Here is a 15,597-nt window from a genome sequence, read left to right on the forward strand (position 1 = left end):
TCTTGGCTAAAATGATAAAAGTAACATATTACTGGAACAGCACTACCACTTGTTAAGTCTAGACAACCATTATTTAATGGATATAAAGTAGATTTATCAGACTTTTACCTTTATATAATGAAGAATTTTTCCAAGCATGTAAAATAAGATGGCGTGTAACTTTATATTAATTAACTATTTTTATATAAAGACAATAAGATACTTTGTTAAGAAGTAAAATATTTTAAAATAACCCCAGTCCACCTATCATTTGCATTTTTATATCGTTTTCACGCTGAGCCCGTTTTGAAGATACTAAATAAGGGTGCGAACTATTCATAAAATCAGTAGCTCGAATTATCACAGCAGAGCTTTGATCCTCCTTTAATATTGAATGAGGTAATATTTTAGTTAACCCTTCTTCCGGTTCTGGTGCAAAAATCACTTGAAAGAGACATAGAAACCTACATAGACTGCTCAATGGCAGATTATGATGCAATTCCAAACAATTTACGTATGAACCTAACTTCACTTTGGCAGACTTCACCTGTAGTTGAAGTTGTCCTTTTCTCATCATATGCATAGTTTCAACGCTACTCAATATAGAAATGGCTGTTTCATATGACTTGAATCCTAACATAGAACGCATACGTTTCTCTTCTTTTAATTCTTGAATTGCTACACGATACTACTGTTATAACACAAGGTTTACAAATATGAAAAGCAGCCAAAGCTTTCTTCAAAAAACGCTGAGCTGCTTGTTTATCTCTTGATTCACTGAGATAAAAATCAATGGTATTTCCTTCTGAATCGACTGCACGATATAAATACATCCATTGACCTTTAACTTTCGCATACGTTTCATCGACTCTCCAGGAATCATTTGTTATCTTAAGATGACATCGTACTCTTTCATTTAATTCAGGTCCATATTGATGCACCCAACGCATAATGGTAGTGTGAGTAATGAACAAACCTCGTTTCTCCATCATTTCCACCAAATCACGAAAACTTAGGTTGTACCGTAGGTACCATCTTACTGTTAATAAGATAATATCAGGCTGATAGTGCTTCCATTTGAACAAATTTTCCTTTTTCATACCGATCACATACCTTTTTTAGAGTAATAGTATCAGTATGTTCAAGTTTAGGAGATTACTTGTAAGAACTTTAATTTTTTTGCACCAGAAACCTTTGGTGAATAAGCTGTTCTATGTAATGAAGAAAATCTAAAAAGCATTTCTAATAACAAAAACACTCAGAAATATACTTTTTAAGGTATTAATGTGATATTTTACTTTCACGTACAGGCACTTACTTATTAAAAAACTAAATAAACTATTTTAAACTTACCTTATCGAATCATTCATAGGTTCATGACTCACAAACATAATAATAAATGACGTAAGTTTTTAAAACGAGCACTCTGGCACAAGTGCTCGTTTTATATACATAAATTATTTGGTTTAGTTTCATAAACTAAAAATGTAGAGAAAATTACTGCTCTATGTTTCTAACGAACATTTTTGTACCAGGACCACTTGTTTTTTAGTTTGATGGGAATAGCTTCTTACCACATAGCTATCAAGCTAAGAAAACAAAATCACCTCTAAAAAATATGCTATTCTTTCTGTAGAATTATAGGAAAGGATGGGGTTTTTGTATGTTTATTTCTATATCCGATGAATTACAACTATTTGTTTAGCTATAAAAAGAAGTTACTTTTTCTTTTATGAATTTATTTAAGTTAATTGGATTTCAATGGGGAAATTAGTTAATAATTTACGTTTTGCTTCTCTTATCGGTTTTATTGCTTTTAATTCTACAATCATTTCAATGACAACATTTCTATATTTATGGACATCATACAATATTTCTTCAGCAGTCTTTCCTTTATATTTTTCAGCAGCTATTACTAAGATTAATTTTTCAATAAGCCAATCCCCTCGATATCCATAATCTGCTCTCCAATAAATAGGCTGTGAAAAATAAGTAAAAGAATTCAAAAAAAATTGTCGAATATGTGTAGGGTCTTCAAACGCATCATCGCTGGATCCATAAGGAACATGGCAAACCATTATTGCATTTTGTTTTGCAATACGATGCAATTCCTCCATTAAATCTAAAGGCCGTTGAATATGCTCTAATAAATGAACAGCTAAAAATTCATCTATACTATTATCATCAAAGGGTAAAGGCTGGCTTTTACAATCATTTAAATTAGCTATAACATCTACTCCTTCCAAGGGCATAATATCTAAATTAATCCATCCTTCTAAAATATTTCTTCCACAACCTAAATGTAATTTTTTAGTCATGAGTATTCATCCAATCTATATAATTTTTAAAGATATCTCTTATATATGTGTTGTTTTTGGTATAGATAAGGATTTTGCAAACTACATGCAATAGTCAATAAGGTTCTCGTAAAAAAATAATAAATAAAACAGGGTAATAGATTCCTAAAGGATTATTCAGTTAGGACATTAATTCAAACAGTTAGTTAATAAAATATTTTGATTTTTGATAGACTGATTTTATAGATCTACTTTCTTTTTCTGCTCATTTTGATAGTTTTTAGCCTGCTTCTCATGAAATTGGGCTTCTATTTGATCACCAAGAGCTTGATAACAAAGAGCTAATTGCTGATGAGGAAGCCATGTATGATATGCTTGATCTGCGACTGACCAGGCGTACCGTTCTGGTAATGATTGTGTGTAAGCAGTTTTATACCAAAAAATTGCGGCTTCGATATGTCCTTTTCGTAAAAAATGTTCCCCCATACGGCAACTAAAGGCTGGATATGGAACATCTAAAGCTAATGATTGTAACGTGAGTTCTAATTCTTTCTCAGGTTGTTTTACCATTACATAACAAGTAGCTAATTGATGATGAATAAACATATTGTTTTCTAATGAAATTTCAGGATGATTCTTACACTTTTCAAAATATTGAATGGCCATATCATACTTCTTGTGTACTTTGCACTCTCGGGCATAGTGATACATATCAGATATATTAAATTTGTAACCTTTTTTTAGTTGTCGTTCATAAATTTCTATATTTCTGCGGTTGTTCGATGGGGTGGGGCTTGTTTTTGTATGTGTAATACTTATATCAGAATTGAAGCATGTATAAGAACCATTAATGGATAAATCTTCATGGACAAGTCCTTTCCACTTAAACCCTTTGTTTCGTTTCACTAAGCGTAAACGGGTCGTATAGGATATGACGATTTTCTGAGCATTATCGTACATTAAATATTTCATGGAAATTGCATCAATATTTTCAGAAAGTGAATCTTTCAGTTGCTTGAGCTTAGTTACTTGATCATGTTCAACAATGTCATCAGCATCTAACCACAGAATATAATCTTTCGTTGCATATTGAAAAGATGCATTCCTGGCAGCAGAGAAATCATCAATCCATTCAAAATCATACACATGTGGCGTCCATTTTCTCGCAATCTTCTTTGTTTGATCAGTTGAACCTGTATCGATGATAATGATTTCATCTGGAATTCCTTTAATTGATGTTAAGCAATTTTCCAGTGTATGTTCTTCGTTTTTAACAATCATACATAAACTGATAGAGATTATATTAATTACCCCCCTTTGATTATTCTGAATAGTAATGGTAGGTCTATTTACATTTATTAATATTATTATGGAACTACATTATATATTATGTTTTGAAAAATATAGAGGTATCGTTTAACGAAATATATAAGTTGATTTTTTCTATGTAAAAGGATACTTTCATACTATGTCTAAAGGCATGCTTAAGCCCTACAGGGGGTTACTCGTATCGTAAACCTATAAATGTATAATTGGTGATTCTTGAACAATATGGAATAAAAAATCCTTTTGATTTCTACATATATTTTGTACTTGCTGAATCGAATGCTATACAAACTAAGAATCTTGGCAAATGTTCAATACAGTGCAAAAATACACTTTCTTACTATGCATTAAACAGAAATCGATATAAAACAAGCAACTTTATATATTTTTTTATCAAAAGTAAAAGAACGAGCTAAAACAATTAGGAAACGTACATTTTTTGTAATATTCGAAAACGTCGTATCTCATTTTCCAATTTGGTACTCCCTTCGTAAGAAACGAAGTTCTTCCCGTTCATTACTTTCATAAGGGGAAAGCTTCACCAATTCAAATTCTCTCTGGATACTTGAAATCGAACCACCTTCTTTGACTAACAACTCAACACGTTGTCTTTTAAGCATTTCATAGTACTGTTTTTTCATTTGAGACAACTCGTTATATAGAAAAATTCACATCTAAACCGTATACAAAATTTACTGTACTACCTCACTTTTATTCTTTTTTCGCATATGTTATATAGATTATTAATAGTTAAGAAAGGAGAATAATACTTTGTCAAATTGTGAAAAAAATTGCTTGCCCTTTTTTTGTACTTGTGTCCCCTCATCCCCCCCTTGCATCGTCCTCTCTGACAGTCAACTTTCCCAGTTATCAATTATTTTTCAATCATTAGCTCAGACCACTCTTCCAGCACTCTTTCTCTCCCCTACACCACAAAATAAAGCAGCTGTACAGTTGCAATTGAACCAATTATTAGCCATTGTCCAATCTGGATTTCTTAATCAAACAGATGCTGCCCCTCTTACAGCGATTTTAAACAATACTAGTTTCATTTTAAATTATCCGATTTTTTCACCCCTTATTTTTATTATTGAATTACAAAAATTAGTAAACCAATTTGGAGCACTAGTGAATCAATTATGTGCACCTATTAACGTTCGACAAAATTTACTAGAGCTCCTAAAAGGAATTTTGGCAGTCCTTATTCAATTTGAACCTAAAGGACCAACTGGACCAACTGGATTAACTGGACCAACTGGATCGACTGGAGCTGCAGCAGTTGGCACTCTTTTTGTTACTAATACCGATTCTAATACTGTATCAGTAATAGATGGTGGAAGTAATACAGTAATTGCTACTATTACGGTTGGAATTAACCCACTAGGAATCGCAACAAACCCTGTAACAAAGCGTGTTTATAATGCTAATGGTAGTGGCAGTTCTAATAATGTATCAGTAATAGATGGTTTAACCAATACAGTAATTGCTACTATCCCAGTTGGAAGTTCACCAAATGGTGTAGGAGTAAATCGTGTAACAAATCAAATTTACGTTACTAATGCCGGTGGTAATAATGTATCAGTAATAGATGGTGCAACGAATACAGTGATTGCTACTGTTACTGTAGGAACTAATCCACGTGGTGAAATAGTTCCAATAAATCCTACAACGAATCGTGCTTATGTTGTTAATACGGGTTCTGATGATGTATCAGTAATAGATACTACAACCAATACAGTGATTGCTACTATCCCAGTTGGAACCGCTCCAGATGATGCAAATATAAACCTAACAACAAATCTTATTTATGTTGCTAATTCTCTTACTGATAATGTTACAGTAATAGATGGTGCAACGAATACCGTAATTGCTACTGTTACTGTTGGAGTTAATCCAGCTGGGGTAGCAATAAATAGTAATACAAATCGTATTTATATTCCAAACATTGGGTCCAATAGTGTATCAGTAATAGATGGTGCAACGAATACAGTAATTGCTACCGTTCCTGCTGGAATGACACCAAATCAAGCCGTAGCGGTTATTCCACCAAATCTTATTTATGTTACTAATGCTAATTCTAATAATGTTACAGTAATAGATGGTGCAACGAATACAGTAATTACTACCATCCCAGTGGGCTTGTTTCCTTCTGCAATCGATAGTTTCTAAGAGATTTGGATCTATCAAATTTGGCTAGTAAGGGCACCGTACCGTCACATCGCTATCAAGCTAAGATTTTAAAGTCCTATCCAAACCAAAATTCTGTGTTTTATATAGCATCACAGTACTTGAATCCCTGCACATTGTGTAGGGATTTTTTCATAAAGAAAAGACACCCTAAGGTGCCTTCCTCCGACTTGAACCATCTTAATTTTAATAATATGTATTGGACTCCCATCCAAATATTATTTTACCATGTTAAATAATATTTGGATACCGCCAGCATTTTGGAAAAAAACCACGCTAAGCAAAAACATACAATAAGCTGTCCGTATGGACAGCTTATTTACATAATTCTCGTTATCGGTAGCAAGGAAAAGGCAGATTCCTTGTAAGAGTAGGGATCTGCCTTTTCCTTTTCTATGATTCTATTCATTTCTTTATAAATTCCTATCCTGTCGTGGTTTTTAAGGTACTCGTTTGTTACTGGATTAGCCGAAAAGCTGTATAAAATCTTGCATGCTCTTAGCTTCCTGCATCTCACGTAGTGTTTTCATAAGTGTCTCATCTCGAGCTTCTAATCGTTTTTCCATCTCCAACATACCTTGATTCATTTCTTGCGCTATAACGCTGTATTGTTGCTGAAGCTGTTCTTGAATATGGAATGGGATTAAGCTTGTTCCCTCCGGTTCTTCTTTAATCAGATTCGGATTAACTTTTTCTATTTGTTGCGCAATCATCTTCGCTGCCTTCTCTAGCGTCATACCGTCATGCTTACTAAGCTCAACTAATCTCTCAATAACTATAATGTCGCCTTCTGAGTATTGCCGTCTGCCGCGCTTATCTTTCTTTACAACAAATCCCTCTCGTTGCAAAACTTCCATGTACTTTCTAAGGCTGCTACCACTTATTCCTAGTCGTTTGTATACTTCACTAGCAGAATAAATAATTTCGTCCGTCATAGCGTCACGACACCTCCTCGTGAGAGTATTCAATGGTGGTAAAGAAATTCCTGCAAATCAAAAAGCCACGATTAGAGCTTCTTATTCTTCTTTTACAGTAAGGTTCTCTATGAAATTGCTAATTGAAGAAGCTTGAAAGATACGTAAGTTAGAAGAGTTAATATCATAATACTTATCAGTAATAATGAGGATTGATGGAAAAAATTTAGATCCTTTAGGCTGCCACGATTCGTTATGCCATTCCTGACTATGAAAATATAGCTCATACCTGTTGATTTTATCTTGCATAACTTTTTTACTGTAAACTGACTTCTGGACCTCAATGAAGAATGGAGATCTACGCCAGATTGTAAATGCATCGGGTTCCATAAATTCTTTACCGTATTTCGGTTCAACTTTGAATAGTTTTGGTTTTTCATAATGGATAAGCTGTTTATATACGTCCACAACACCGAGGAAGTGGGGAATCTTTTGGCTAGTCTTTCGAAGTGTGCTAGGTTGAGGGAAATAAATGTATGGTTGCTGCGAGATGGTGGCATCCACATGACCATCTCTTCTTAATCGTTTCATTACCGTATTACAACAAGTCACTGCATTCTTTAATCCTTGAAAATGTAAATCTATAATATCATCCCTGGACATACATCTAAAACGTTTCAAATCCTTCAAAATGGCTTTGTCTCTACTCATCATAGTCTAACACCCCGAATAATTGATTTTCTTCTTGTAGAGGATTTTGGAGCGTCATATCCTCTTTTGGAACGCGGTAAGGTTCAACAATTTGTTTAGCTTTGCTTAATTCTAAATATGGAGCTTGCACTTTCTTTAATCCATTCAGTTTTAGAATCATCTGTCCTGATTGCTCTAAATGTTCTGAACCAGGTGTACCTATGATATTACTATTTATTGTACTATCACATTTAAAACCCATTCTTACCGTCATATTCAACTTTAACTTTCCGTCTAATACTTTTGCATCAGGGCGCTGCATAGAAAGCATGAGAAAGACTCCGAGCGCCCTACCGACTGCCGATATCTTTTCAATTGTAGACATACACTCTTTTTCGTCTTGCAGCATGACTACTTCATCGATAGTAAGTAAGATGTAGGGTTTCTGATTATCTGGATTCAATTTGTTATATTCGTCAATATGGTCCACTTCATACTCTTCCATCAACTTTCTACGTTCGCGTATTTCCTTCCACACTTTCTGAAGCATTATCTTCATTTCAATTTCTTCCATGCAAACATCTTTTACGTGTTTTACTCTTCGTAAAAAGTGAAATTCAGAGTTTTTTAAGTCGCCCAGGTACAAATGCAACTTATCGGGAGACATGTATTGAATAAGTGTGGAAAGCACAACGCGTACCATGCTACTTTTACCGCTTCCTGTTTCTCCTGCGACTAATAAATGTGGTGTATTTGAATCAACCATGTCATACACAATCATATTGCCAAATTGGTCCCGACCTACTACGACAGGAAGACGATGTTTCTTCAATAGCGGCTGCCACTTCTTATAACTGTAATTGTATGCTTGTAGTCCCGCATCTGAATGAAATATATTTAGTACAAACCGTTTAATATCACCTTCAATTGCTACATTGCGTCCTAATATTTGTTGAAAGCAAAACCATTTCTTTTCGATGGTTTTCGGATCTAAACCGTTTGGAATGGTAAAGATATATCGAATATTTTCTTGTGTGAACGAAATGTCATGTATTTTTGGATAAATGGGTACTTTACCACCTCGCGTTTGATGGTCCACATATAAACCAGCTTTTCTAAATACCTCTGTAAGTCGATTCTTCAAACTTTGTTTATGAAGCCAATCTTTTACAATCCCCATGTGCTTCCCTCCTTAAAACATCATTACAATTCGTACAAATACATAACCAATGAAACAAACTCCACCTATTCTCATTCCGTGATACATTCCATCACTTACAAGCTTAGCTGCTGCAACGTGATCGTTTTTAACAAGATGCTTCTCTAATATCGCCCCACCAATTATAGTTGCTCCTAAAGCTCCTAAAGAAATAAATGTAGTTAACATATAAAACTCCCCTTTATAAACACAATTTTAAATGCTTATAACACATAGGTTTATCACCTCAAAACCATGGTAGTGTTACTTTGATAGCTAACTTGATAGCTACTTTGATAGTGGATAAGCTAGTTATTTGGGTAGCTAATTTGATAGTTGCTTTGATAAAAAATATTGTGGATGGCTTGGACAATATGTAAAAAACTTTTTCTTCTCTGCGAATATTTTTTTACGTCTGTGTCCACAATGATGAAAAAAGAAATTTAGGAGTGGTAGAGGTGTTTTGGAAATTCGGAGGGAAGCAAAGAACAAAACTAGGTAAATTTATTGATTCACATGGATATAATCAAAGTGATTTAGAAAAGGTCGCTAAACTAAGCAGACCTACTGTATCTAAAGCCTGTAACGATAAAGAATACATACCGAGTCCAACGGTTATGAAAAAGATATTAAATGCTATTCGTCAAGTAAAACCAAACGCAAAGTCTTCTGACTTTTGGGATATGTAATTAATTTCACTAAAGAACGTATATTCGTATAAAATAAACATAAATTACACGGATCGGGGTATCATCATGGAAAATCAAAGTTGGGGTATACCCAAAATAAAGGTAGCGGAATGGTTAAATAGCAACCGTTTGTTTCACTTCTGGAGTAGTTTATCGTTTTCTGACAGAATACTCCTTCCTCAAGCGTGTAAAAGTTGCACGAATCCATGAACATATTACAAATGCAAGAGCTGATTACTTACATAAGCTTTCTACTGAAATCATCAAAAATCACGATGTCATTGGTATGGAAGACTTACAAGTCAGTAGCATGCTCAAAAATAGAAAACTTGCAAAAGTGATTAGTGAAATGTCTTGGTCACAATTTTGAACAATGTTGGAATATAAAGCAAAGTGGTATGGTAAACAAGTGGTTGTGGTATCTAAAACATTTGCTTCTAGTCAATTATGTTCCAATTGTGACTACAAAAACAAAGATGTTAAAAATCTAACCATTCGTGAGTGGGATTGTCCTTCTTGTGGTACACATCATGATAGAGATCGGAACGCAGCGCAATGCTCAACCTTAGAAATGAAGCAATTCGTCTCTTAACCGTAGGAACTACGGGGATAGCTTACTGAATTAGAAACCTAACGGTTTCTGTCCTTAGGAATCTCCCAATTCAAACAGTCCGTAAGGATGTTAAGTGGTGAGTAGCTCAATGTATGATTTTTTTAAGTGATTCGAAAGTAAAATTAAAAATTGTAAATTAATCTTTTCAGTCATTTTAGTAACAATGTAATTTAAGAGTAGTTAATAAAATCTAATATAAATATATATCTTATATATATTAAAAATATAAAGATAAAACTTATATAGGACTGAAAAATGTACGTATATCCTTACTGTAACGTAGACTTTTAACATCTCATAGCGTAAAAAATCATAAATAGTAGAATCTTACAACGGGAAAATCGGAAATATTATGGTCTGAAATCTACAATTAATCATAAATGAATTGTAGTATTCCTACATAAAAAATGAAACAAATTAATACATTGTTAAACATATTTATTCAATCGTAAAATTTCATGTGAATTCACTGAATATCCACAATCTTATTGTATTTACCCACAAAAAATTCACATTATGTTTTAATTAATCAACAGTATCCAAATTTAGCACATAACTAACATTAATCTTGATGATTTTTGATAGATGAAGTCGTATAAGCTATTTATATCAATAATAATGGAACTAAATTATTCACATTATATGTTATTTATCTACTTATCCACGAAATTTAATTTTTTTCTTATGATTTATTGTAGATATTTGAATGTATTTAGACAGCTCATAACGTGTTTATATGAAAGTATGTGTGGAAATTTAAATAGATACTATACTACTTTTGTATATGATTGCATAAAAAAAGACTCTATTATGAATAGAATCGAGTAAAGTTACTTATTGTGAAGAATGAGTAAAATTCTTTTAAATAAACATATCAACACGAATAGCCCTCTATCTTGAATTTTTTCAAAAATAGAGAGCTGATTATGATTAATTCGGTTTCATTGCTGTCAGTACTTGCTCAGCTGTTGTTACGGGGATACCAGCGCGTATTAACTGTTCAAAGGCACACATAAATGTAATTAAATTAAAGTTATCTGGTACTTCAATAACGCGAAGCTTTTCTTTCGGTAATTTATCTATCTTTTCAATGAACAATTCCCGAACATCACTAGGAATAGAGCGCTCTTTATGTCCTCTTGCCTTTAAGAGTTCACGTATTTCTATTTCTAAAGCCATATAAGCGTTTAGGTTTGTACCTTGTTCATAAGCGTACTTTCTAAACAACGTTTCTTCTTGATACTTTAGATAGTTGCGGTGATACGATTCCTCTGTAACAGGTACAGCAAATTTGTAGTTTAGTAACTCATACGTTTTACGGAACAGTTTTTTGATGTTTCGAAGAGAGTACATAGAGAAATGCAATCCGAAATCAAATACAGCCTGTTCTTTTTGTTCTTTTGGAACATGTTGTGTAATAAGAGGATAAATACCCTCTTTAGCCGCTGTATCAAGAATTTGATATTGTGATGTTTGATTTAATAATTTCTTCAGTGTATATACTAACTTGCTTGGATATTCTTCATTACGATCTATCATGTCACGTAAGCTATGAATTACACTTCGAATTTGTCGATGGCATGTATGTTTAAGCACATGAATAAATTTGTTCATGTCTTGTGTAAACTCTCCAATACTCATCTCTTGTAGTACGGATTCGATAAAACGAGCTTTACGAGCATAAGTAAGCTTTGGTGTGAATGGATCGCGATACTGTACTTCTCCGATTTCTTTTGTACATAAGAAATCCGTATGTAAGGATAAATATAGTGTTGTATATCTTTTTTTATTCTTAACCCCTTTTTGTAATTTACAAATTTTGAATAGTGGAGTCCCTGTACATAGTAATGCAGTTGTTAATTCTGTTATAACCGCACGTATTTGATGTGGGTACTTTTTATGTAAAAAGCGGTACATCCCACCAAAATGAGTTCTATTCCCTCTTTCATCTTGTTTGTCTAAGGAACGTTTTAGTGTAGTTTCACTGTGCTGTTGCATAGCAATATCTAAGAATAGTTTCTTAGATGCAATTGATAACTCAAAGAAAGCTTTCGTAAACACCACTGGGCTAATATAAACATATGCATTGGCCTTTTCAGTTTCTTCATTCATAAAATGAGTTAATTTAATTGTATATCGGCCATCTAATTCATTTTCAATCGTAATAATGTTATGTATACTTAATTTCTTTAATGCAATATAGAATTGAGAATGCTGTATGTAAGCAAATTCTTCTTTATATAGTTTGTAATCTTCCCACATCATATGTATTGTTACATTTGGAATGACTCCATTCGTGTAACATTTTTTGTGTAAATATAAGAAGACTTCCAAATCTGCGTTTGTAATGCCATATAATTTATGCTTTCTTCCCATTGTTTCAGAAATAGCAGCTAGTGTACGACGTGAAAAAGATGGTTTAGCCTGTGCTACGAAGCCATCCACATCGGCAATACGCTCCTCATATGTCATATGATCAACAATATCCTCAAGGTATGTATCTTTATAGCTGTAGTATTTCTCTTCGAAAGTTTCAACAAGTTTTTGCCAAGACTTCAGTGTTACTAAAACTGCATTTGTAGATTGTCCACTTAGACTACGTTGATTACGAATAATAAATGATTTTCCCATCTTTTTCACCTCCTACCTATAAATTCAGAAATAAATGTCAAAACACTATAAAATATACCAATTTTGATTATACCAAATCGAAATTTGCTGAAACGCGTCCCTTTAAGAGAAAAAATAAAAAGATGAAACGCCCTGAAATCCCTTGTGTATCAAGGGGTTTCAGGATTCTTGATTTTTTTTTTATGGACATGATATGGCTATAGATTTTCATATTGGTAGAAAAGAAGGGAAATAGCAAAAAAATCTTGTAAACATGATTAAATCAACAGTTATATCGATTTTTTTAAAAACAAAAGGGACATGATATGGCTATAGATTTTCATGTTTATAATTGTGAATTGAACAGATGAACCCCTTTAAACATTGATGTTAATGGGTTTTATCTGTAATTTTATGATTACAAAAGGAACATGAAGTGGCTAGGTGAGTTTTCATGTTTGGGTAAAAAAGGGGACATCATACAGCTATGGATTTTCATGTTGCATAAATACATGAAAATAGAGTTAGAAACGTGTAAAGCCTTAATATGAGAGGGTTTATGTGGTTTTCATCTAAAACAAAAGGGACATCATATAGCTATAAATTTTCATAACTAATAGTATAGCGGTAATAGAAAAGCTTATATATCAAGCTTTAAGCACTTTTAGAAAAAAATTTCGAGTTAGTAAAAAGAGTTACATAATGTTATTTTTGTTTCATGTTTTGGTTAAAAGGGGAATGATATGACTATAAATTTTCATTTTGATGAATTTGGGGTGTTCGAAGTAACATTAATATTTTAAATCTTACTCTAATAGAAAAAGAGCTAATGGATGAAAGATAGGTTATTGTATAAGTACTTATATAATTGCTATTTGGATTTTACAAATCGATTCAGTCTTGTATAATCAGTTACAGAGTGGGCTATAAAGTATACAAACTAGAGCCCTTAACATATTAACAGCGGAACGAAAGGATAGAATTTTCTGACTTTGTTTCTAGTTTTATAAAAAGGAACATCATATAGCTAATTATTTTCAAGTTCAGATCAATAATAAATGTATATAAGGAGCCGAATTTATATGGAAGACGTTCTACAATTGTTTAGAGATGCACTATCAATAACGGAACAATTGTATAAACAAGATGAGCAATTGTGGCATAAATGGGTTTGCTATTATGTTGAGGTTGAAGCAGACAAAAGTAAAATTGTGACTTCAGAATACCTTTCTCCGTCATTTTCAATGCTTGTACAGTGGCTAGAGCAACAACAAAGAAAAGGTGTTTCTCCTCTAGATATATATAGAAATATAGATGATTACAGATTAAGCATCGATGAGACAATAGGTGTCTTTATTGAACAAGAGTTTCGTAAAAATCAGACAGTTAGTAATAAAGTGCATACAGCAACAAGTGAATCAGATACGAACATATTGAATGAAAATTATTTAGAAGTAAATAACTCCGCGGTCTATTATAAGTTAAGAGATGGAATAGCTAAAAATCAATTTGAAGAAGATGAAAACACACGGTTAAAATCTTATCCTATTGAAACAAAGGATAGTAATGGAGTGGCACAGCTTTCCTCTCATAAAGATGAAGATCTAAAGTTAACGAATATTGAAGAGACAGCAAGATGGAATACATTAGTAGATGGTGTAATGAGTAATATGGATGATCTAACTGCAGATTGTTTAGATACCATCACGATTCAATGGTTGAATGAAGCAAAATCGCCTGATGAATTTATTGATTTTTCATATGAACAAGTTTTAGAAATGTGCAGTATTTCAAAGGCTAAGGCAAATGGTGTCGAATATTATAGGGTAGAAGATAAAATTAAAGTTGCGAAGCGGATTGCGGCCCTAGCGAGTATTTTTATATATCTAAATGATGACAATGAAGTAGTCGTATTAAATGATCGCGCTGAAACAGGTAAGCATTATGAAGTAAAACGCGAGGTAATTAAAAGACTATTTGTATTAGATTCCGTAGTTCTATGGAGAGATAAAAACACAAACGAATACATGGGGATAGAATCGTGTCGAATCAAGCCGGGAAGTTTCTTATCCGGATATCTATATGGATCTAATAGTACTACCGCATTATTATCAAAAAAGGCACTTGAATATAATAGTTATAGACACAAATATCATAAAAGATTAATTCGATATTTGACATGGCAATGGAGAATACGTCAAATGTTTTCTAGCTTACAAAGACCTTATTCTATAGGTGGAGATAAAGGTTTGTTAGCAGTTATGGGTATAAACCAAAAACAAAAACCTAATCGTATCCGCGAACAATTAGAAAATGTTCTTAGTGATTTAGAAAAAGAAGAAGTAATTTCTCATTGGGAATATCATAATGGTTTAGAAGAAGAAAAACTGACAAAGAAGAATTGGTTTAAAAACTATTATTCACAGTTAGGAATAGTAATATTGCCACCCAAAGAATTAATTAGTTCAATGGAAAACTTAGCGAAAAAGAAAACAATTGATACAATACATGAGGAAAGTCACCCAGTAAAAATTGTAGAAAAACCATTAGATACGAATGAAAATGAACAACTGATCAGGGAGAAAATAGAGTTTATTCATATGAAGAAGAATATAACTATGCGAGAACTATCAATAGAGATAGGTATATCACAGCCCACTCTTTCTAGATTCTATAATAAAAAAACAAAGCGTCTCTCTAGTACGGCGAGAAGCAAATTAAAACAATGGTATAAGAGACAAATGATTATCGATAAAATGTAAGTTAAAGCTAAAATTAGTATTAAAAAGAGTCCTAGAAATAGGATTATTTTTAATGTAGTTATTGAATTTGCCTGTTTTAAAATATACTAATAAATATAGAAATATCCCTATTTAGAAACAGGGATATTTCTATATTAAAAATGAGATGATAGTAGTGTTATGTGGTATATGCAATCAAATCAGTAATGTATATTATTCCAGTAACTTATCCAAAGCTCTCTCCTATACCTTTATTTCTATAACAAAAGCAAAAGGATATAGAAATATCCACTTATAGAAATAGGGATATTTCTATATTAAAAATGAGATGATAGTAGTGTTATGTGGTATAT

11 protein-coding genes and 2 pseudogenes are annotated in these 15,597 nt (G+C 32.7%); 4 read left to right on the forward strand and 9 right to left on the reverse strand.

Annotation, left to right across the window (positions count from 1 at the left end; translation table 11 throughout):
- Window positions 1–467 precede the first annotated feature (467 nt).
- The 4 genes and pseudogenes from COI75_RS22245 to COI75_RS27015 all read right to left on the reverse strand — a co-directional run bounded on the left by COI75_RS22245 (window position 468) and on the right by COI75_RS27015 (window position 4,243).
- A pseudogene (locus tag COI75_RS22245) lies at window positions 468–1,079 on the reverse strand (IS6 family transposase).
- A 642-nt stretch (window positions 1,080–1,721) separates the two neighbouring features.
- Window positions 1,722–2,297, reverse strand: coding sequence for a class I SAM-dependent methyltransferase (locus COI75_RS22250; RefSeq protein ID WP_098448642.1), 576 nt, complete (start codon window positions 2,295–2,297; stop codon window positions 1,722–1,724).
- Window positions 2,298–2,516: 219 nt separating this feature from the next.
- On the reverse strand, window positions 2,517–3,557 hold the full coding sequence (locus COI75_RS22255; RefSeq protein ID WP_098448643.1) for a tetratricopeptide repeat-containing glycosyltransferase family 2 protein: 1,041 nt from the start codon (window positions 3,555–3,557) through the stop codon (window positions 2,517–2,519).
- A gap of 509 nt (window positions 3,558–4,066) precedes the next feature.
- Window positions 4,067–4,243 carry a hypothetical protein gene (locus COI75_RS27015; protein ID WP_000745351.1) on the reverse strand — a complete coding sequence of 59 codons (177 nt, stop codon included), beginning with the start codon at window positions 4,241–4,243 and terminating at the stop codon, window positions 4,067–4,069.
- A gap of 154 nt (window positions 4,244–4,397) precedes the next feature.
- Here COI75_RS27015 and COI75_RS22260 point away from each other — a divergent pair, with 154 nt between their 5' ends.
- A complete protein-coding gene (locus COI75_RS22260; RefSeq protein ID WP_255265693.1) occupies window positions 4,398–5,771 on the forward strand; it encodes a collagen-like repeat preface domain-containing protein in 1,374 nt (457 codons plus the stop codon).
- Between the two features lie 482 nt (window positions 5,772–6,253).
- Here the strand turns inward: COI75_RS22260 and COI75_RS22265 are convergent, their stop codons facing one another.
- The 4 genes from COI75_RS22265 to COI75_RS22280 form a co-directional block, all read right to left on the reverse strand.
- Window positions 6,254–6,724, reverse strand: coding sequence for a MerR family transcriptional regulator (locus tag COI75_RS22265; RefSeq protein ID WP_098448645.1), 471 nt, complete (start codon window positions 6,722–6,724; stop codon window positions 6,254–6,256).
- Between the two features lie 81 nt (window positions 6,725–6,805).
- Window positions 6,806–7,417, reverse strand: coding sequence for a replication-relaxation family protein (locus COI75_RS22270; RefSeq protein WP_098448646.1), 612 nt, complete (start codon window positions 7,415–7,417; stop codon window positions 6,806–6,808).
- Window positions 7,407–8,573 carry an FtsK/SpoIIIE domain-containing protein gene (locus COI75_RS22275; RefSeq protein ID WP_098448647.1) on the reverse strand — a complete coding sequence of 389 codons (1,167 nt, stop codon included), beginning with the start codon at window positions 8,571–8,573 and terminating at the stop codon, window positions 7,407–7,409. The genes COI75_RS22270 and COI75_RS22275 overlap by 11 nt, the downstream gene beginning before the upstream one ends.
- Window positions 8,574–8,585: 12 nt before the next feature.
- Window positions 8,586–8,780, reverse strand: coding sequence for a hypothetical protein (locus COI75_RS22280; RefSeq protein WP_098448648.1), 195 nt, complete (start codon window positions 8,778–8,780; stop codon window positions 8,586–8,588).
- A gap of 269 nt (window positions 8,781–9,049) precedes the next feature.
- Here COI75_RS22280 and COI75_RS22285 point away from each other — a divergent pair, with 269 nt between their 5' ends.
- Both COI75_RS22285 and COI75_RS27150 read left to right on the forward strand, forming a co-directional pair.
- Window positions 9,050–9,280 carry a helix-turn-helix domain-containing protein gene (locus COI75_RS22285; protein ID WP_000498617.1) on the forward strand — a complete coding sequence of 77 codons (231 nt, stop codon included), beginning with the start codon at window positions 9,050–9,052 and terminating at the stop codon, window positions 9,278–9,280.
- 181 nt (window positions 9,281–9,461) lie between these two features.
- A pseudogene (locus tag COI75_RS27150) lies at window positions 9,462–9,901 on the forward strand (RNA-guided endonuclease TnpB family protein); the annotation flags it as partial.
- A gap of 922 nt (window positions 9,902–10,823) precedes the next feature.
- Here the strand turns inward: COI75_RS27150 and COI75_RS22300 are convergent.
- On the reverse strand, window positions 10,824–12,524 hold the full coding sequence (locus COI75_RS22300; protein ID WP_098448650.1) for a hypothetical protein: 1,701 nt from the start codon (window positions 12,522–12,524) through the stop codon (window positions 10,824–10,826).
- 1,061 nt (window positions 12,525–13,585) lie between these two features.
- On the opposite strand from COI75_RS22300, the gene COI75_RS22310 reads away from it, so the two are divergent.
- Window positions 13,586–15,265, forward strand: a complete 1,680-nt coding sequence (locus COI75_RS22310; protein ID WP_000390417.1) for a helix-turn-helix domain-containing protein — start codon at window positions 13,586–13,588, stop codon at window positions 15,263–15,265.
- Window positions 15,266–15,597: the final 332 nt, after the last annotated feature.

Origin of the sequence: Bacillus cereus (assembly GCF_002564555.1) — a bacterium.
In the GTDB taxonomy this organism is placed as follows: Bacteria; Bacillota; Bacilli; order Bacillales; family Bacillaceae_G; genus Bacillus_A; species Bacillus_A cereus_K.